Source organism: Paraburkholderia ginsengiterrae, assembly GCF_001645125.1.
Lineage (GTDB): Bacteria > Pseudomonadota > Gammaproteobacteria > Burkholderiales > Burkholderiaceae > Paraburkholderia > Paraburkholderia ginsengiterrae.
This window is the reverse complement of sequence record NZ_LXKA01000221.1, coordinates 300,266-317,475: the sequence shown is the minus strand read 5'-3', so window position 1 is coordinate 317,475 and position 17,210 is coordinate 300,266. Positions and strand designations below refer to the sequence as shown.

General features: G+C 63.0%; 18 protein-coding genes. 7 read left to right on the top strand and 11 right to left on the bottom strand.

Annotated features, from left to right (window positions below):
• Positions 1-24: 24 nt before the first annotated feature.
• From A6V37_RS17960 to A6V37_RS17935, 6 genes are all read right to left on the bottom strand, one after another.
• Complete coding sequence (locus A6V37_RS17960) at positions 25-1,269, bottom strand: acyl-CoA dehydrogenase family protein (RefSeq protein WP_064270569.1); 1,245 nt, start codon at positions 1,267-1,269, stop codon at positions 25-27.
• 66 nt (positions 1,270-1,335) lie between these two features.
• Positions 1,336-2,100 carry an SDR family oxidoreductase gene (locus tag A6V37_RS17955; RefSeq protein WP_064270568.1) on the bottom strand — a complete coding sequence of 255 codons (765 nt, stop codon included), beginning with the start codon at positions 2,098-2,100 and terminating at the stop codon, positions 1,336-1,338.
• 45 nt (positions 2,101-2,145) lie between these two features.
• A complete protein-coding gene (locus A6V37_RS17950) occupies positions 2,146-3,162 on the bottom strand; it encodes a phosphotransferase (protein ID WP_064270680.1) in 1,017 nt (338 codons plus the stop codon).
• 25 nt (positions 3,163-3,187) lie between these two features.
• Positions 3,188-3,862 (bottom strand): histidine phosphatase family protein, encoded by a 675-nt coding sequence (locus A6V37_RS17945; RefSeq protein ID WP_064270567.1) that lies wholly within the window; start codon positions 3,860-3,862, stop codon positions 3,188-3,190.
• Between the two features lie 135 nt (positions 3,863-3,997).
• Complete coding sequence (locus tag A6V37_RS17940) at positions 3,998-4,897, bottom strand: LysR family transcriptional regulator (protein ID WP_064270566.1); 900 nt, start codon at positions 4,895-4,897, stop codon at positions 3,998-4,000.
• Positions 4,898-5,045: 148 nt separating this feature from the next.
• Positions 5,046-5,585, bottom strand: coding sequence for a carboxymuconolactone decarboxylase family protein (locus tag A6V37_RS17935; RefSeq protein WP_064270565.1), 540 nt, complete (start codon positions 5,583-5,585; stop codon positions 5,046-5,048).
• Positions 5,586-5,875: 290 nt separating this feature from the next.
• On the opposite strand from A6V37_RS17935, the gene A6V37_RS17930 reads away from it, so the two are divergent.
• Genes A6V37_RS17930 through A6V37_RS17920 form a run of 3 tightly spaced genes read left to right on the top strand, consistent with a single transcriptional unit; the run spans position 5,876 to position 8,449 of the window.
• Positions 5,876-7,009 (top strand): alkene reductase, encoded by a 1,134-nt coding sequence (locus tag A6V37_RS17930; protein WP_064270564.1) that lies wholly within the window; start codon positions 5,876-5,878, stop codon positions 7,007-7,009.
• Positions 7,006-7,722 carry an SDR family oxidoreductase gene (locus tag A6V37_RS17925; RefSeq protein ID WP_064270563.1) on the top strand — a complete coding sequence of 239 codons (717 nt, stop codon included), beginning with the start codon at positions 7,006-7,008 and terminating at the stop codon, positions 7,720-7,722. The genes A6V37_RS17930 and A6V37_RS17925 overlap by 4 nt, the downstream gene beginning before the upstream one ends.
• Before the next feature lie 55 nt (positions 7,723-7,777).
• Positions 7,778-8,449 carry a peroxiredoxin-like family protein gene (locus tag A6V37_RS17920; protein ID WP_064270562.1) on the top strand — a complete coding sequence of 224 codons (672 nt, stop codon included), beginning with the start codon at positions 7,778-7,780 and terminating at the stop codon, positions 8,447-8,449.
• Between the two features lie 58 nt (positions 8,450-8,507).
• Here the strand turns inward: A6V37_RS17920 and A6V37_RS17915 are convergent, their stop codons facing one another.
• Both A6V37_RS17915 and A6V37_RS17905 read right to left on the bottom strand, forming a co-directional pair.
• Positions 8,508-9,401, bottom strand: a complete 894-nt coding sequence (locus A6V37_RS17915; RefSeq protein WP_064286168.1) for a LysR family transcriptional regulator — start codon at positions 9,399-9,401, stop codon at positions 8,508-8,510.
• A 433-nt stretch (positions 9,402-9,834) separates the two neighbouring features.
• Positions 9,835-10,464 carry a TetR/AcrR family transcriptional regulator gene (locus A6V37_RS17905; protein ID WP_064270559.1) on the bottom strand — a complete coding sequence of 210 codons (630 nt, stop codon included), beginning with the start codon at positions 10,462-10,464 and terminating at the stop codon, positions 9,835-9,837.
• A 153-nt stretch (positions 10,465-10,617) separates the two neighbouring features.
• On the opposite strand from A6V37_RS17905, the gene A6V37_RS17900 reads away from it, so the two are divergent.
• Positions 10,618-11,739, top strand: a complete 1,122-nt coding sequence (locus A6V37_RS17900; protein WP_064270558.1) for an alkene reductase — start codon at positions 10,618-10,620, stop codon at positions 11,737-11,739.
• Here the strand turns inward: A6V37_RS17900 and A6V37_RS17895 are convergent.
• Positions 11,721-12,218, bottom strand: coding sequence for an Lrp/AsnC family transcriptional regulator (locus tag A6V37_RS17895; protein ID WP_064270557.1), 498 nt, complete (start codon positions 12,216-12,218; stop codon positions 11,721-11,723). The two genes, A6V37_RS17900 and A6V37_RS17895, sit on opposite strands and share 19 nt — an antisense overlap.
• Positions 12,219-12,321: 103 nt before the next feature.
• Here A6V37_RS17895 and hppD point away from each other — a divergent pair, with 103 nt between their 5' ends.
• Together hppD and A6V37_RS17885 are read left to right on the top strand one after the other, a co-directional pair.
• Positions 12,322-13,362, top strand: a complete 1,041-nt coding sequence (gene hppD / locus A6V37_RS17890) for a 4-hydroxyphenylpyruvate dioxygenase (protein ID WP_064270556.1) — start codon at positions 12,322-12,324, stop codon at positions 13,360-13,362.
• Positions 13,363-13,412: 50 nt separating this feature from the next.
• Positions 13,413-13,832 (top strand): RidA family protein, encoded by a 420-nt coding sequence (locus tag A6V37_RS17885; RefSeq protein ID WP_064270555.1) that lies wholly within the window; start codon positions 13,413-13,415, stop codon positions 13,830-13,832.
• Between the two features lie 64 nt (positions 13,833-13,896).
• Here the strand turns inward: A6V37_RS17885 and A6V37_RS17880 are convergent, their stop codons facing one another.
• Complete coding sequence (locus tag A6V37_RS17880; RefSeq protein WP_064270554.1) at positions 13,897-14,676, bottom strand: alpha/beta fold hydrolase; 780 nt, start codon at positions 14,674-14,676, stop codon at positions 13,897-13,899.
• A 133-nt stretch (positions 14,677-14,809) separates the two neighbouring features.
• Between A6V37_RS17880 and A6V37_RS17875 the strand changes: the two genes are divergently transcribed.
• Positions 14,810-16,297 carry an HD domain-containing phosphohydrolase gene (locus tag A6V37_RS17875; RefSeq protein WP_064286167.1) on the top strand — a complete coding sequence of 496 codons (1,488 nt, stop codon included), beginning with the start codon at positions 14,810-14,812 and terminating at the stop codon, positions 16,295-16,297.
• 58 nt (positions 16,298-16,355) lie between these two features.
• On the opposite strand, the gene A6V37_RS17870 is transcribed toward A6V37_RS17875, so the two are convergent.
• Positions 16,356-17,156, bottom strand: coding sequence for an SDR family NAD(P)-dependent oxidoreductase (locus tag A6V37_RS17870; RefSeq protein ID WP_064270552.1), 801 nt, complete (start codon positions 17,154-17,156; stop codon positions 16,356-16,358).
• Between the last annotated feature and the right edge of the window lie 54 nt (positions 17,157-17,210).

Here is a 17,210-nt window from a genome sequence, read left to right as displayed (position 1 = left end):
CCAGCGCGGCTTCGCGGGACTGTTTTACTTCGGCGCCGTCAGGTAGGGATTGTCACGGCCCGGTTCATGGGGCCGGGCCTTGATTTCCATCCGCGCGATGCTCTGCAGATGTACCTCATCCGGGCCATCGGCAAAGCGCAAGGCACGCCCCCAGGTCCAGCTGTCCGCCAACGGCGTATCGGGACTCAGCCCCATCGCACCGAATACCTGCATGGCGCGATCGCAAACGGCGGTGTGCACGCCCGGCACGAGCGCCTTGATCATCGAGATTTCCTTGCGCGCCGCCTTGGCGCCCACGTTGTCGATCATCCACGCGGTTTTCAGAACGAACAGCCGCGCCTGATCGATTTCTATACGCGATTTCGCGATCCACTCCGCGACCGAGCCATGCTTGTGCAGCGGCTTGCCAAATGCCGTGCGCGCTTGGGCCCGCTCGATCATCAACTCGAGCGCAAGTTCGGCGGCGCCGATCGACCGCATGCAGTGGTGAATCCGCCCCGGTCCGAGACGTGCCTGAGCGAGCGCGAAACCACTGCCCTCTTCACCGAGCAGATTCGACCGCGGTACGCGCACGTCTTTGAACTCGATCTCGCAGTGACCTTCCGGCGCCGTGTGATTGACCACCGTGATATTGCGGATCACCTTGACGCCCGGCGTATCGCGCGGCACCAGAATCATGCTTTGCTGCGCGTGGCTCGGGGCATCCGGGTCGGTTTTGCCCATCACGATGAACAATTGGCAATTCGGGTGGGCCGCGTTCGTGATGAACCATTTCCGGCCGTTAATCACGTAGTCGTCGCCGTCACGGCGAATCGACGTGGTGATATTGGTCGCGTCCGACGAAGCCACAGCGGGTTCAGTCATCGCAAACGCCGAGCGGATCTTGCCGTCGAGAAGCGGCTCGAGCCACTGCTCGCGCTGCGCCGGTGTGGCGAACATATGGAGCAATTCCATGTTGCCCGTGTCCGGCGCATTGCAGTTGAACACCTCGGAGGCCCACGATACGCGCCCCATGATCTCAGCCAGCGGCGCGTACTCGAGATTGGTCAGTGGTGTGCCTGGCTCGTCACCCCGCAGATGCGGCAGGAACAGATTCCAGAGACCCTCTTCACGCGCCTGATCCTTGAGCGTTTCCATGAAGGAAACGGGATATTGCCCCGCGTTCACTTCTTCGTGCCATTGGTGAATGCGCGGCACGATATGCTTGTCCATGAACGCACTCAGTTGCGCACGCAGCGCTTCCACTTTGGGGCGATATGCAAAGTCCATCTCGTTCTTCCTGAATCTGGGTGAATGGGGTCGACGCGTTGGCAGGTGCCGTGCGTCGCCGCGTGATTAGATCGTCAGCCCACCGTCGACGACGATGCACTCTCCGTTGGTATAGCTCGCCGCATCGGACACCAGATAGAGCACGGTGCCGGCCATCTCGCGAGGTTCCGCGTGTCGCCGCAGCGGGATCTTGGCAATCCAGTTGTCATAGATGGCCTGATCTGCAAACAGCGCCCCCGCAAAGCGCGTTTTAGTCAGTCCCGGCAGCAGCGCGTTCACCCGAATTCCCAGCGGTCCACACTCCTTGGCGAATGCACGCGTCATGTTGACCACCGCGGCTTTGGTGATCGAGTAGATGCCCTGCTTGTCGCCCGGCTGCAGCGCATTGACGGATGCCGTGTTGACGATCGCACCGCCGCCGTGCTCGCGCATCAGCTTGCCCGCCTCGACCGACATGAAGAAGTAGCCGCGCAAATTGACTTCCACCGTCTTTTCGAACGACGCCAGGTCGGTATCGAGAATGTGGCCGAAGTACGGATTCGCCGCGGCGTTATTCACGAGAATGTCCAGCCGGCCATGCCTTGCGCGGATATGCTGAAAGATCCCGAGAATGTCATCCAGCCGACCGACGTGGCACGGGTAGGCCTCGGCGCTGCCGCCCGCTTCCCTGATTTCGCGCGCCACGGACTCGCAGTCTTCGAGCTTGCGGCTCGACACGATCACGTGCGCGCCCTGCTGCGCGAGCAGCTTGGCGATCTCTTCGCCAATCCCCCGGCTGGCACCGGTGACCAGTGCAATCTTCGATTCAAGGCTAAACAGATTAGTAGTCACGATTACCTTTCCTATGTCCACGTCGATACGTTTACTTTGGGCCCGTCAGATCAGCTCGACGCCCATCTTCGCCAGCGCACCGGCCATTTCGCCGACCTGGCGCGCCTTGTCATTCGATGCATTGCCGCCCAAGGCGCGTTTCTTCACGCCCTGCGCAATGGCCGCAAGCCGGAAGAAGCTGAACGCCAGATAGAAATTCCAGTTCTCGATCGAGGCGATGCCCCGCAGGCGGCAGTACTGCGCGATGATCGCGGACTCGTCCGGCACCCCCATCGCGGCCCTGTCCAACCCTGCGAGCCCGACGATATGACCGGCAGGGGGGAGCCGGAGACACATGCAGAAATACGCGATGTCAGCCAGCGGATTGCCGAGCGTAGAGAGTTCCCAGTCGAGCACGGCGCGAACTTGTGGCGTGCCGTGCCGGAACATGATGTTGTCGATACGGAAATCGCCGTGCACAAGCGACGGCTTTCCGGTTTCGGCCGGACAGTGCGCCGGCAGCCACTCGATCAGCGCCTCTATCGAATCCAGGTTATCCGTTTGCGCCGCGCGATATTGCTTGGTCCAGACGTCGATCTGGCGCGAGAAGTAGTTGCCGGCGCGGCCGTAATCGGCGAGACCGACGGCTTCGACATCCACGTCGTGAAGAGCAGCCATGGTGCCGAGCAAAGCGTCGTAGATGGCGCCGCGCTCGCCCGCGGGCAGGCCGGGCAACGCCGGATCCCAGAAGATTTCGCCCTCTTCGAAGCTCATCACGTAGAACATGCTGCCGATCACGTCGCGGTCCTCGCACAAGTGCAAGGCCCGTGCGACGGGAACAGGTGTGGCGCTGACCGCAGTCAGCACACGGAACTCGCGGTCGACCGCGTGCGCGGACTTGAGCAACGTTCCGGGCGGCTGACGCCGCAGAACGTAGCGGCCACTTTGCGCCGTGAGAAGAAACGTGGGGTTGGATTGTCCGCCGGCAAACTTCTCGATGGACATGGGCCCCTGAAATCCGGGCACATGGGCCGTCAGATAACGCGTGAGCTGTTCGACGTCGAATTGAAGACTGGCATTCATGATGTTGAGCGATTCCGGGTTCGAATCAACCATAAGTGATGAATTCACGCCTTTCGGTGCGTTCGAGATGAGGCAGCGCGTTGAAGCTGACGAGCGACATCGAGCTGTCGTTAAAGACATACTGGCTCACGCTGCTATTGCGGATCTGCAAGTTGAGCGCAATCGCGCCAGCCGCCGGCGCCTGCAGAAGCTGCTGGGTGAATGCGGCAATCGGGCCTCCTGAACTCACGACCAGGACCTTTTTGCCGCCCAAACGCTGAATGGCGAGACGCGCCCGCTCGACGCGTGCCTGAAATTGACTCCAGCTTTCTGGAAGGCGCCCCGGCAGGCGGTCCTCGGACCACAAGTGCAGCGCCTGCTTGAGCAACTTGTAGAAGTCCTTCTTCGAACCTGCGGCCGGTTGGTCGGGCGCCAGGCCGCTCTCGCCAAGGGCGGAAAGCAAAGCGCCAAAATCGTACTCGTTCAGATCCGCGTCCTGCACGACCTCGGCTTGCGTAGCGCGCATCTCCGAGAGAATGGCGTCGGCAGTTTGAGCGTGCCGGCGCATCGTTCCGATCACGACGCGATCAAACTGCAGGTCCGACTGCGCGAAGTACTCGCCCAGCCAACGTGATTGGCTGCCGCCGGAAGCGGATAGCTCATCGTAGTTTTCCGCGCCGAACGACGCCTGCCCATGCCGTACAAGATAGAGTTCCGCCATGCCGTCCTCGACTAAACATGACTAGAACAATACCGGGCTCCGCGGCATTCAGGAAATTTATTGTTTTTATACCGCGCCATAACCTACCGTGATACTCATGGCGGGTGCATGATAGCGCCGGGTCGGACCCGCCGGCTATTTGTTCTCTTCCTTCATCAGGCGGCCAATCTGCTCGCGTAGCCAGCCATGAGCTGGATCCCCTGTCACGCTCCGGTGCCAGTAGCCGTGAGACTCGAGATCAGGGAGATCGAACGGCAGTTCCAGGATTCGCGCGTCATATCGCCGAAGCAGCATCAGCGGGCCGGTCAGGACGAGATCGGTTCGCATGGCGATCAATGGCGCCACCAGATAGTGCTGCACCCGGGTCTGAATCGTGCGTCTGAGCCCGAGCTTGTTGAGTTCCGCATCGACAAGACCCGGTCCCTGCCTGCGGCTGGAGACGTGGATATGGCCGAGCTTGAGGTAGTCGTCGATGGTGAGCTTCTTCTTCGCGAAGGGATGGTCCCGGCGCAGCAGGCACGCATACCGGTCGCGCCCCAGCGGTTCCTGCTCGAGGTGCGGATCGTCGATCAGGGGGGCGTCGATCGCCAGATTGACCGCGCCGTTGGCGAGCGCCTCAGGTACTTCCCGCCGCGTCGTGAAGTAGCTCTCGATCCGGATACCCGGCGCCTCGCGCTGCAGCACCTCCTCCAGCGCGGGCAGCAGGATGGCCTCGGTCAGGTCGTTCATGCTGAGCCGGAAGGTGCGTTGTGACGACGCCGGATCGAAGTGCTCCGCGGCATGCGTACTCGAATCCAGCAACTGAAGCGCCTCGCGAACCCGGCCGATAATGTTTTCGGAAACGGGTGTGGGCAGCATGCCGGCCGGCGTGCTGACAAAGAGCTGATCGTCGAGCGCCTTGCGCATGCGCGCCAAGGCGTTGCTGACCGCCGGCTGCGTGATGAACAGCAATTCGGCCGCGCGTGTGAGATTACGCGTTCGATAGACCGCCTCGAATACAACGAAAAGATTCAGATCGATCTTTGAAAGGCGCATTGTTTGAGTTCCCTGAGGCCCACTCGAAGTGGCGCCGCTCCGCTTTCGTTTGCTCAGTATGGTAGCCGAGTCCGTCGACGGCGCCCGGAGAAACGAATGGGCCTCAGGCATCGTGGTTGCGAGCGGCTAGCCGCCGCCCGGCACGAGCTTACTGCGGCAGCTTCGGTGCGGCGGGGAAATCGACCGCCACGCGCGTCACGCCGTGCAGATAGTTGGTGACGATCTTGTCGCCAATTGTGACGATGGTGTCAACGAGGTTTTCCTTCGTCCATCCCGCGGCAAAGAACGCATCGACGCGTTCCTGGTCGGCGTGTCCGCGACGCACAGCGATGTCCTTTACCAGTTGCGCCAACGCGTCGAGCTTCGGGTCGAACGACGCGCGCCCGCCGCGGATCTCAAGGATCTGCTCGTCCGAGAACCCACTCATCTTGCCGATGACGGTATGCGCGGCCAGACAGTACTCGCATTCGTTCACCTGACTGACGACCAGATTGATGACTTCGCGCGCCTTGCCCGTGACACTGCTCTTCGCATTCTGCAAGGCGAGGTAGGTGCCGAGCGCATGTTCGGAATGGGCGAACGTCGCGTACAGATTTGGCACGGTGCCCAGACCCGCCTTCAGCTTGTCGAAGATGGCCTGATTGGCGGGCGATACATTGTCACGGGTCGGTACGTTAAACGAGGTCATTGCGTTTCTCCTGGAAGTTAAGGGCCCACGTCGACACCGCGACATCGGCTTCCATCACGTTCGCGCCGGTCATCCCATGGCGCCGAACGTCACGGCTTGCAGCCACTTTGGCCCATCAGACGGCGTCCGGGTAGGCCGCTGCCACGCATATCAGCGATTCCTGTTGGGCATATCCCTCGTTTAGCAGCCCATGCCGCGCAGGAATGACTGCTATCGCCGGCGCCTGTCTTCTCCTGCGCGGCCATTGCCGCGAACATTGCCTCACCCCAATCTGCAGGAAGGAGCACGAAATGAAGCTGTTTAGCCAAACCAACGTCGGGACGCTGAACCTCAAGCATCGGGTCGTCCTCGCGCCACTCACGCGCATGAGAACCGAACCCGGCAATGTCCCTGGTGACGCGATGGTCGAGTACTACGCGCAGCGGGCGTCGGAGGGCGGCCTGCTGATTACGGATGCAACGGCCGTCGCGCCGCTCGGCATTGCTTATGTCGACGCGCCGGGCATGTGGACACGTGACCAGGTCGCCGGCTGGAAGCGCGTGGTCCAGGCCGTCCACGCCAAGGGCGGCCACCTCTTCGTGCAACTCTGGCATGCCGGCCGCCAGGCGCATCCCGCCAACACCGGCGGGCTCACCCCGGTCGCACCATCCGCGCTGCGTTCGCTCGAGCACGCCGCGATCCGCGACGAACACGGCGACATCGCCGAAACCGAACTGGTCGTGCCGCGCGAGCTCGAGACGGATGAAATTGCCGGCATCGTCGAGCAGTTCCGGCAGAGCGCGATTCTCGCAAAAGAGGCAGGCTTCGACGGCATCGAGTTGCATGGCGCCAATGGCTATCTCTTCGAGCAGTTCCTGCTCGACGGATCCAACCATCGCACCGACGCGTACGGCGGCCCGATCGAAAATCGCGCGAAGTTTCTGTTCGATACGCTCGACGCGGTAGTCGGCGTCTGGGGGCCCCACCGTGTCGCCGTGCGCCTGTCACCCAGCGGCACCTACGGCACCATGTCCGACAGCGATCCGCACGCCACTTTCGGCTACGTTGCGGCGCGTCTGAACGGCTACGACCTGGCCTATCTGCATGTGATCGAGCCGCGCATAAGCGGCATCGTCGAACGTGAGTCGAACGAGTCGGAGGTATCGTCGAAGGACATCCGCCGCGTATTCAAAGGCCCTCTCGTTGCCGCCGGCGGTTTTACACGCGACAGCGCCGAGCAGATCGTGATCGACGGACACGCCGATCTCGTCGCGTTCGGCCGGATGTTCATCGCCAATCCCGACCTGCCCGACCGCCTGCGCCACGGACTGCCGCTCAATCGCTACGACCGCTCGACCTTCTACGGTGGCGACACGCGCGGCTATACCGACTATCCATTCGCCTCGAGCCATGCCTCGGGATTTCAGCAGGAGGCACACGCATGAAGACGCGCACATTTCTCATCACTGGCGCCACCAAAGGGATTGGGCTCGCCTTGTCGCAACAGTTGAGCGCGGCGGGTCACAACGTCGTTGGACTTGCGCGGCACAGTGAAGGCTTTCCCGGCCACCTCGTCACCGTTGACCTCGCCGACCGTTTGGCGACAGAGCAGGTTCTACACGACCTGACCAGCCGATATGTATTCGATGGCCTCGTGAACAATGTCGGCCTGGTGCGTCCGCAGGCTATCGGCGAAGTCAAGCTGGACGATCTGGACAGCGTCCTCGCCGTCAACCTCCACCCCGCGGTGCTGGCGATGCAGGCCATCCTGCCCGGCATGCGCTCACGCGGCTGGGGACGGGTCGTGAACGTCTCGAGCCTCACGGTTCTCGGGGCGATCGAAAGGACCGCCTATGCCGCTGCCAAAGCGGGGCTCATGAGTTTCGCGCGCTCCTGGGCGCTCGAACTCGCGGCGACGGGAATTACGGTGAATGTGGTCGCGCCGGGGCCCACGGAAACCGAACTCTTTCGTGCCAACAACCCGCCAGGGAGCGCGGGCGAAAAGCGGTATCTGTCGGGCGTGCCCATGCAGCGCTTCGGCAAACCGGATGAAATCGCCGCCGCCATCGCCTTTCTGCTTTCTGAGGACGCCGGATTCATCACCGGTCAAACGCTTTATGTCGATGGCGGCGCTTCGATCGGCAAAGCGTCCATGTGACTTGCTGATGAAAGCACACCACCTGTCACTTATTCAACGCATCATCGGAGCTATCATGTCACTTCAGGACAAACTCGACGCATTCAAAGCAGACTTCAAGGGCGGCAAGGCACCCTTTTTCGCGCCGCCGGAAATTCATCCGATTATGGAACGCGCGACCACCGAACTCATTGCGAGCGGCCAGGCAACCCGCGCATTGGCAGCGGGAGACATCATCCCGAACTTTATTTTGCAAGACCAGGACGGCAATGAAGTCTCGTCGGCAGCGTTGCTCGAAAAAGGCCCGCTCATCGTGACGTTCTATCGCGGTGTCTGGTGCCCCTACTGCAATCTGGAACTGCAGGCACTCAACGAAGCCCTGCCCGAGCTGCAGCGCTATGGCGCGAGCGTCGTGGCCATTTCACCGCAGTCCGCTGTGAATAGCCGCAAGTCGGTCCGCGTCAATGGGCTGAATTTCCCGGTGCTCAACGATACGCGCAACGAGACCGCCGCCGCATTCGGACTTCGCTTTGCGCTGCCCGACTATCTGGTTGAGCTTTACAAGAACCTCAAGAACGATCTGCCTGCATTCAATGGCGATCCGAGCTGGACTCTGCCGATGCCGGCGCGGTATGTGATCGGCATGGACGGTGTCGTTGCGTACTCCGAAGTCAATCCGGATTACACGCATCGCCCCGATCCTTCCGAGATGATTCCGGTTCTGCAAAAGCTGACACAACCGGCCTGACGTCCCCATGTTGAAACCGCGCCCGCCATATCGCGGGCGCGGCTACGTCATACAGCTATCAGCGGGATGCCTCGGCCAGCACGCTTTCGACAAAAGCCACGAATGCACGCGCTCTGGACGTGACGAGCCGCCCCGCGGGAAAGACCGCCCACAGATCGAGCGGCGGCAATTGCCAGTCCGTGAGAACAGCGCGCACGCTGCCATCGGCCAGTTCGGGGGCGAACATCCATTCCGACGCGATAGCCACGCCCATGTTGCCGAGCACTGCCGTGCGAATACCTTCGGCCGCACTGACGCGCAATCGCCCCGACACCACCACAGCCGTCTCCTTGCCGCTCCGCGAGAACGACCACGATTCGCCGCCACCGCGTTGCGAATACACGATCGCCTGATGACGGCTCAAATCGGCCGGTGTCACCGGCACGCCGGCCTCCGCGAAATAGGCGGGCGTGCCGACCACATACCGCGGGCACCGGCCAATGCGGCGGGCAGTCATGGCGGAATCGTCGAGGCTGCCCATGCGCAGCGCAACGTCCGTTCCCTCTTCGAGCAGATCGATGTTGCGGTCGTCCAGCACGACGTCGATCTCGAGCTGCGGATGCTGGTCCAGGAAGCGCTTGAGCGCAGGCATGACATGCAAGCGCGCGAACGTGGTCGCCGCCGACACGCGCAGCCGGCCGGACACGCTCGCCGAAGACTGCCGCGCGGCGTGCTCCGCCTCGTCCGCCTCCTCGATCGCCACCCTCGCATGCTCGTAGAAATGCTGGCCGGCATCTGTTGTGTTGAGACCGCGCGTGGATCGCAGAAGCAAGCGCGTGCCGATCCGTTCCTCGAGTTGCGCGATCGACTTGGACACCGCCGGTTGCCCGACGTTGAGGCGCCGCGCGGCCGCGGAAAAAGAGCCCGCCTCGACAACCGCAACAAAGGTTTCCATCGCTGCCATGCGGTCCATACCGAATCCTATTTTCCAGTCAGACCCTGAAGGTAGCACCGAAAGAGCAAGCGGTGTCGAACGCGACCGGGAATGCCTCCAGCGTTTTTGGCCTGGCATGATCCTGGTCGAGCTCCGACACGAACGCATGAATGAGACGCGCCACTTCGTTCGGCGACTCGAGCGGCGACAAGTGCCCTGTGCCCGCCAGCACGTGGAGCTTCGCGTGCGGGATGCGGGGGAGCAATTCGGTCTTGTGCAGTTGGAGGCTGTCGACGCGATCCAGCTCGCCGGCGATAACAAATCAGATTCGCGCCTTCATCGGCGCCCTGAAAAAATGATACGTAGCAGGGCGTCGCGGATAAACCGTGTTTTATGAGTGTCAGTCGATCACCGCGTGATCGAATCGTTTCCTTCCATGACAAGCCGCGAGAAGCCGCCCGCTTCTCGCGCTTCAGCGCTTGTCCTCTTCCGCGTCACGCGCAAGACGCTCCAGCAGCATCTCATGGTTCGCAGTGAGTATTTCCTTGCCGAGCGCGGGATCAGTCGCGGCCACCGAACGCGACAGGATGAGCGCGCCGACCATCTCGCTGTACAACGCGATCGCTTCGCGGCGCGCTTCGTCCGGGTCCCTGCCTTGCGCGTGCTGTTCCGTGATGAGCTTTGCCACGATGTCAAACACCTGCTGCAAGCCGCCGGCAAAATGCCCCTGCGCCTCATGACCGAGCCGGCGGACGTCCGCGGCGAGGCCGGCGATCGCGCAACCCTGCTCGATATCGGCGCAATGCGGGCCGGACAGATAGAAATCCACCTGGCGCTTTAACCGGTTCCCGCCTCGCTTGACAGGCACGGCAAGCGCTTCTTGCAGATCCTGGCCGGCCTTTTCCATGGCGCTCGCCACGACTTCCGCAGCGAGCGCGTCTTTCGACTGGAAGTGGTTATAGAACCCGCCCTGGGTAAAGCCTGCGGCCTTCATCAGCGCGCTCAGGCCCACACCGTCGATGCCATGTTCACGGAACAGCTTCTCCGAGGCCTCGATGATGGTCTTGCGGTTCTCCACCGCCTGCTGTTTTGAAACGCCCATAGCTCAGTGCTCCAACCGTTGTCCGCTCGATTATAGCCCGATTTAAAAAATACAATGGTGATTGACATTGACATTTTCGGGCGAAGCCACCAAACTCGATGTCAATCACCATTGTATTTCGGTGGACCCTTTAAATTTCGCAGGACACTGTTCATGAGCTTCGAAAGCAACCAACCCCTGTTCGAGCCGATCCGGCTGGGGCACCTCGATTTGCCCAATCGCATCGTGATGGCGCCGCTCACGCGCATGCGCGCGGCCAACCCGGAGCTTGCCCCGACCGCGCTGCACGCCGACTACTACGCGCAGCGCGCCTCGGCGGGGCTGATCATCAGCGAAGGGATTTTCGTGAGCCCCGAGGCAGTCGGCTGGGCCGACGTGCCCGGCCTCTGGAGCGACGCTCAGGTGCGCGGCTGGCGCGTGGTAACGGACGCCGTACACCGCGCGGGCGGCCGGATCGTCGCGCAGCTCTGGCATACCGGGTCATTGGGGCATCCGGACTTCCACGCGGGCAAGGCGCCGCTATCCGCGTCAGCCGTCAACCCGGAGCAGCAAAGCGTGACCGCGACCGGCCACCAGGACACGGTGGTCCCGCGTCCCATGGCGAAGGATCAAATCCGCCGCACGGTCGCGGACTTTGGCGTGGCCGCGCGCAACGCGATCGCCGCCGGTTTTGACGGCGTGCAGATCCAGGGCGGCTATCACTACCTGTTCAACCAGTTTCTCAACGTTTGCACCAATCTGCGCACGGACGAATACGGCGGCTCGGTAGGGAACCGCGCGCGGTTTCTGTTCGAGGTCGTGGAGACGGTGGCCGAAGCGGCTGGCGCGTCCCGCACCGGCATCAAGACGGGACCGGCGACTTCGGAAACGGGTGCGTTCGTGTCTAACGACGAAACCCTCGCCACCTCCGACTACGTAATTGGCCGGCTCAACGACTTCGATCTTTCGCATCTGCTGCTGATGGGCGCGATGGCCGACGTGTCGGCGACGCCGCTCGCCGCGCTGGCGGGCGACGGCATGTTCCGCCACTACCGCGACATTTACCGCGGCAACATCGTGGCGAACGTCGGTGTTGATCGTGCGCGCGGTAATCGTCTGATCGAAGCGGGATTGGTGGACATGGTCGCGTTTGGCCGGCCGTTCATTGCCAACCCGGATCTGCCGGCACGCTTCGCGGCCGTTGCGCCGCTGGCCGAGGTCGATTGGAAAAACGTCTATGGTGCGACCGCAGCAGGCTACACGGACTACCCCGTGTTTCAGGCCGTGCCGGCGTGAGGTGCCGCGTCAGCCTGGAGCACCTGGCTGACGCGTTCGCCCGCGGGCACGGGTATCGAGAGCACCAGCGAAGTGGTGATGGTGCCAAAGCTGCCGATCCTGTCGATCACAGCCTCCAGCTCCGCGCTCGACCGGGCCAGCACGTGGACGATGTAGCTGTCCGCCCCGGTCACTCTCAGCACCTCCACCACGTTCGGCGTCTCGCGAAACGTCTTGAGAAGCCGGGTGCCGCCCTCGGCCGAAGCGCCGATCCGGATCACGGCGTTGATCGGAAAGCCAAGGCGAGTCCAGTCCACTTCGGCTCGATACCCCTTGATGACGCCCCTCTCCTTCAGCCGACGCACCCGCTCGGCACACGCCGGCGCCGTGAGCCCGACCTCCGCGGCCAGTGACTTGTACGGCGCCCTGCCGTCCTGCAGCAGAATCTTGACCAGCTTCAGGTCTATCGCGTCGAGAAAGTTTCGGTCCGTGTTTTCCATGAAAACAAAAGAATGGGTAGGTGAAGACTTTCGATTCTAAAGCTCGCACCCAGTGCATATAAAGCAAACTTGAACCGTCACTAACTTACTTTAGGACGGTGGTATGCAAAGCGTTACTACGGCGGGGTTTGCCTTCGTCGAATTCGTAGGCACGGACCTGGAGGCACTTGTTTGCCTGTTCGAGAAGTTCGGTTTCGCCGTGCTGGGGCAGCATGAACGGACAGGCGCCGTTCTTCTGCGTCAGAACGAGGCGGTCTTTATCGTGAATCCCGCGCCCAACCCGTTTCGCGATGTCCACGGCGTTTCGGCGCGTGCCATCGGGATCAAGGTGGATAGCGCGGCGAATGCGTTGACGCGGGCGCTCGAAGGCGGCGCGTGCGCGGCGACGCCCGCCGGTTTCGGCGAGTATGTCGTCGATTCGCCTGCCATTGTGGGTATCGGCGACAGCCTGGTCCATTTCGTCGACCACGACTTCATGGCGGCGTTCTCGGCTCCGTATCGGCGGGAGCGATCCACAGCGGTGGCCGCAGCGGCAATCGAAGCGATCGATCATACGTCGAATATCGTGCGGCCGGAGAGTCTCGATCGTTGGGCCGACTTCTATAAGGATACCTTTTCATTTGTCCAGAAGCAGTATCTCGAGGTGAAGGGCAAGCAGACCGGCATGCGGGCAAGATCCATGGTCAGCCCTTGCGGGAAGGTCTCGATTCCGATCGCCGCTTCCGCGCACGACCATCCCGGCGTATTGAATCAGAACGACGAGTTTATTCGCGACTACAACGGCGAAGGTATCCAGCACATTGCGCTGCTGTCGTCGAACATCGAGATGACTATCGACGCGTTGGAAGCAGCGGGAATCGCGTTCATGGATGCGCCCCCGACAACCTACTACCAGCACCTCGACGCACGCGTGCCAGGCCACGGCACGAAGCTGGAGAGCATGGCACGCCGGGGGATTCTGGTGGACGGCAAGGGCGACGGAAGAATCCTGCTGCAACGGTTCACGCGCCGCCAGATCGGTCCGATCTTCTTCGAGATCATCGAGCGGCGCGGCGAAGACGGCTTCGGCGAGGGCAATTTCAAGGCGCTCTTCGAATCGCAGGAGCAGGACCAGGTTCGTCGCGGCTCACTCAACGCGTCGTAGGTCGCCACATAGGTCATCCAGCACTTCCATTCATTTCTGACGGACTCACCATGCAACCATCCAAAACCACTATCGCACTTTCCCATCCTCATCCTGTTTTCGGCAGCACGGAGGTGTTCAAGGCGTTCAACTACGCGCCAGCGGTTGCTGCCGGTGGTCTGCTATTCATCGCCGGCCAGATTGGTATTCGGGCTGACGGGACGATTCCGGCGAGCGTCGAAGAACAGATCGATCTCGCGTTCCAGCGGCTGGGCGCAATCCTGCAAGCGGCAGGGCTTGGCTTCGACGATCTCGTTGAACTGGTCAGCTACCACGTCGGCGTTGACCAGCAACTCGCGGCGTTTCGCGAGATCAAGGACCGCTACATCAAGGAGCACGCCCCGGCGTGGACCATCCTCGGCGTGGCGGCATTGGCGCGACCCACCCTGTTTGTCGAGATCAAGGCAGTTGCCGCGCTGCGCAACGCCTGAACGACGAAGGGCAGGCGCACGCGCCTGCCCTTCCCGCGAATCTTCCTTGCGAACTCGCCAGACCTTATTTCACTTTTTCAGCGGCCGCAATGATCGCGTCGGCAACCACGCGCGGCTGGCTCAGCATCACGACGTGGCTGGCGTCGACCTTGACTTCAGTCGCGCCGATCTGGCTTGCCATCTCCTGCTGCATGCGCGGGTCGATCATCCGGTCGCGCCCCGTGACGACGAACCACGACGGCTTGTTGTGCCACGCCGCGTCGGTAACCTTGTCGTCCGTGCAGCCCGCGAACCATGGGCCCTGCGTGGCCGCCACGAGACGCGCCTGCGCCGGCGGCAGATCCTGCGCGAAATCGTGTTCGATCGCGTTGGTCGACAAGGTCAGGAAGCCGCCGGAATCCTTCTGCAATTCTCCGGCCCATGCCGGCGCAGGTTTGCCCTTCAGCTTGTCGTTGATCGACTCGCCGTTATCCGGTGCGAACGCGGCCACATAGACGAGCGCCTTCACCTTGTCGTCGTTGCCGGCCTGGGTGATGACGACACCGCCCCACGAGTGGCCGACGAGCACGACCGGGCCTTGCTGCTGGTCGATCGCGCGCTGGGTCGCCGCTGCGTCGTCGGACAGCGATTTGAGCGAATTCTGCACGGACACCACATGCAGGCCGCGCGCCTCGAGCAGCGGGATCACTTTATTCCAGCTCGATCCGTCGGCAAACGCGCCGTGCACGAGCACGACATTCTTGCCCTTCAGGTCCGCAACAGGCGCGGCTTGCGCGGCGGAGACGGCAAACAGGCTGCCGAGCAGCAACGCCGACGCCAGACACTTCTTAAGCAAACGGTTCATGGTGGACTCCTCGTAACGGATGGGATTGGCCGTAAGGATCGCAGCCGCGCCGCCGCGGCGGTATCGGTCAGATGACCGACCCGGGCTGCGCTATAGTCGCGTACAACGGCGCACGCCATTTACCGGTGAATCCGTGAACGGAAACGAAAACGAAAACGCTTCAAACGGCCACGCGTCGGTTCGCGTGTACGACGCCATCAAGGCGCTCGCCTTCGTCGGCGACCTCAGCATGGGGCAGCCGACCGACCACTCGCAGCGCACGGCCTGGCTTGCCGCGCAACTGGCCCGCGCGGCCGGCGACGGCGAGGCGGGTGCCGCAACCGCCGCGCAAGCGGCGCTGCTGCGGTGGTCGGGCTGCACGGCCAATGCCGCGGGATTCGCCGATGCGCTCGGCGACGATGTCGCCAGCCGCGAGGCGATGCTGGCGCAGCGCCAAGGCTGGGCGAAGCCACTCGAAGCGCACGGCGTCAAGCGCGCGATCAGCCCGCTTGCGCAGATTCACTGCGAGGTCTCAGGTGAAGTCGCGCGGATACTGCGCCTCACGCCCGACACCGAAGCGTCGCTGCGGCATATCTTCGAGACATGGGATGGCACCGGGGTCCCCGACGGCCTGGCAGGCGGGGCGGTGCCCCGCGCGGTGTACATGGTGTGGCTCGCGGGCGACCTGGAAATCTTCAGCCGCGTCTACGGCTTGCCCCGCGCCCTTGAGTTGATCGCCGCTCAGACCGGCACGCGCTATCCGGCGGAACTCGCTGCGCTGGTCGCCGATCAGGCGGCGCCGTGGCTGGACACGCTGGCAACGATGGAGTCTGCCGGGCTGGACGAGGCGATCCTGACATCTCATCTGCTGGAAACCACCTCGACCGAGCTGATTGCGGATGTGATCGACCTCAAGCTGCCGTGGATGACCGGCTACTCGCGCGCCGTCGCCTGCGCCGCGGCCGCTTGCAGCGCGCGGCTTGGCGGCAGCGACGCGAGCCAGGCGGGCCTTTATGCCGCGGGCTTGATTCATGGCATCGGACGTGCCGCGGTGCCGAACGCGATCTGGAATGCGTCCGGGCGACTGTCGGCTGCCGATTGGGAAAAGGTGCGGCTCGTGCCGTACTGGACAGCGCGCGCCGGCAAGCAAACCGGCACGCTCGCTCAGGCGGCGGAACTGGCGTCGTACGCATACGAGCGGCTCGACGGCTCCGGCTACTTCCGCGGCGTGAGCGGAGCGGCGCTGTCGCGCGACGCCCGGGTGTTGAGCACGGCGGCCGCCTGCGTGGCGCTGCGCTCGAAGCGGCCGTGGCGCGAGGCGCTGCCCGCCGCGGAAGTCGCGCAGCAATTGCGCAGCGAGGCGAGCCAGGGGCGCTTCGACAGCGACATCGTCGAGGCGCTGATCGATACGCAGGACGCGCCGCCGCGCAGCGCACGTCCCCGCCAACCGACGGTCCTGTCCGCACGCGAGGTCGACGTGCTGCGTTCGATCAGCCGTGGAGCCAGCAACAAGGAAGCGGCACGCGAACTCGAACTGAGCCCGAGCACGGTTCGCACGCATGTCGAGAGCGTGTTTCGCAAGCTCGACTGCTCGACGCGTGCCGCCGCGACGCTCAAGGCTTCGGCGCTGGGCCTGCTGTAAACAGACGTGCAGGCACGGCGAGCCAGTCGCCGTGCCTGCGTTTGACGACCGGCGGTGCTTATCGTGCCGTCACATAACGCGGTGCAAGCGTATTGGTCGACAGATGCGGGGCCATCGTTTGACGCGCGGCTTCATAGGCGTCCCACTCTTCGCCCGCATGCAGTGACGGAATGGTCACGAGTTCATTGCGTTCGAATCCCGTCAACGCTGCGTCGACCAGGTCCGTGGCCTGCATGACGATGGCCGCTGGCAAATGCTCGATCGGAAGGCCCGCGGTCTGCCAGAAATCGGTGGCGGTTGCACCGGGCAGCACGGCTTGCACCTGCACGCCCTTGCCGGCGAGTTCGTGGTGCAGCGACTGGCTGAAGGCGAGCACGAAGGCCTTGCTGCCGCCATACACGCCGTTGAGCGTCTCCGGCGAGATCGCCACGATCGACGAAATGTTGATGACCGCACCCTTGCCGCGCGCGACGAAACCCGGCACCGCAGCATAGGTCAGGCGGGTCAGCGAGGTGACGTTCAGGTCGATCAGACGCGTCATGTCATCGACATTGGTATCGAGCAGCGGCGTATGCGTGCCGAAGCCCGCGTTGTTGACCAGCAGCGTGATGCTCGCGTCCTGTTTCAGTTTCGCTTCGACGGTGGCCAGTGCCGCGCGATCGCCCAGGTCCGCATCGATGATCTCGACGCTCTGGTGCGTCTCGTTCGTGATGCGGTCCGCGAGGGCGGCCAGCCGGTCCCGGCTGCGCGCGACCAGAATCAGATCGTAGCCGCGGCGTGCCAGGCGGTCCGCGTAGATCGCGCCGATGCCCGACGATGCGCCGGTAATGAGGGCGGTGCCTTGATGTGTCTTGCTCATGATGTCACTCCGTTTCAATGGTTGTGGATGAAGCGTGAGCGAATTATGGTTTCG

Coding starts and splice junctions, on each gene's coding strand:
- A6V37_RS17915 (WP_064286168.1), bottom strand. CDS start 9,401: ATGGACCGCATGGCAGCGATGGAAACCTTTGTTGCGGTTGTCGAGGCG.
- A6V37_RS17880 (WP_064270554.1), bottom strand. CDS start 14,676: ATGAACCGTTTGCTTAAGAAGTGTCTGGCGTCGGCGTTGCTGCTCGGC.
- A6V37_RS17930 (WP_064270564.1), top strand. CDS start 5,876: ATGAAGCTGTTTAGCCAAACCAACGTCGGGACGCTGAACCTCAAGCAT.
- A6V37_RS17900 (WP_064270558.1), top strand. CDS start 10,618: ATGAGCTTCGAAAGCAACCAACCCCTGTTCGAGCCGATCCGGCTGGGG.
- A6V37_RS17920 (WP_064270562.1), top strand. CDS start 7,778: ATGTCACTTCAGGACAAACTCGACGCATTCAAAGCAGACTTCAAGGGC.
- hppD (WP_064270556.1), top strand. CDS start 12,322: ATGCAAAGCGTTACTACGGCGGGGTTTGCCTTCGTCGAATTCGTAGGC.
- A6V37_RS17935 (WP_064270565.1), bottom strand. CDS start 5,585: ATGACCTCGTTTAACGTACCGACCCGTGACAATGTATCGCCCGCCAAT.
- A6V37_RS17895 (WP_064270557.1), bottom strand. CDS start 12,218: ATGGAAAACACGGACCGAAACTTTCTCGACGCGATAGACCTGAAGCTG.
- A6V37_RS17960 (WP_064270569.1), bottom strand. CDS start 1,269: ATGGACTTTGCATATCGCCCCAAAGTGGAAGCGCTGCGTGCGCAACTG.
- A6V37_RS17945 (WP_064270567.1), bottom strand. CDS start 3,862: ATGGCGGAACTCTATCTTGTACGGCATGGGCAGGCGTCGTTCGGCGCG.
- A6V37_RS17925 (WP_064270563.1), top strand. CDS start 7,006: ATGAAGACGCGCACATTTCTCATCACTGGCGCCACCAAAGGGATTGGG.
- A6V37_RS17950 (WP_064270680.1), bottom strand. CDS start 3,162: ATGAATGCCAGTCTTCAATTCGACGTCGAACAGCTCACGCGTTATCTG.
- A6V37_RS17870 (WP_064270552.1), bottom strand. CDS start 17,156: ATGAGCAAGACACATCAAGGCACCGCCCTCATTACCGGCGCATCGTCG.
- A6V37_RS17940 (WP_064270566.1), bottom strand. CDS start 4,897: ATGCGCCTTTCAAAGATCGATCTGAATCTTTTCGTTGTATTCGAGGCG.
- A6V37_RS17905 (WP_064270559.1), bottom strand. CDS start 10,464: ATGGGCGTTTCAAAACAGCAGGCGGTGGAGAACCGCAAGACCATCATC.
- A6V37_RS17885 (WP_064270555.1), top strand. CDS start 13,413: ATGCAACCATCCAAAACCACTATCGCACTTTCCCATCCTCATCCTGTT.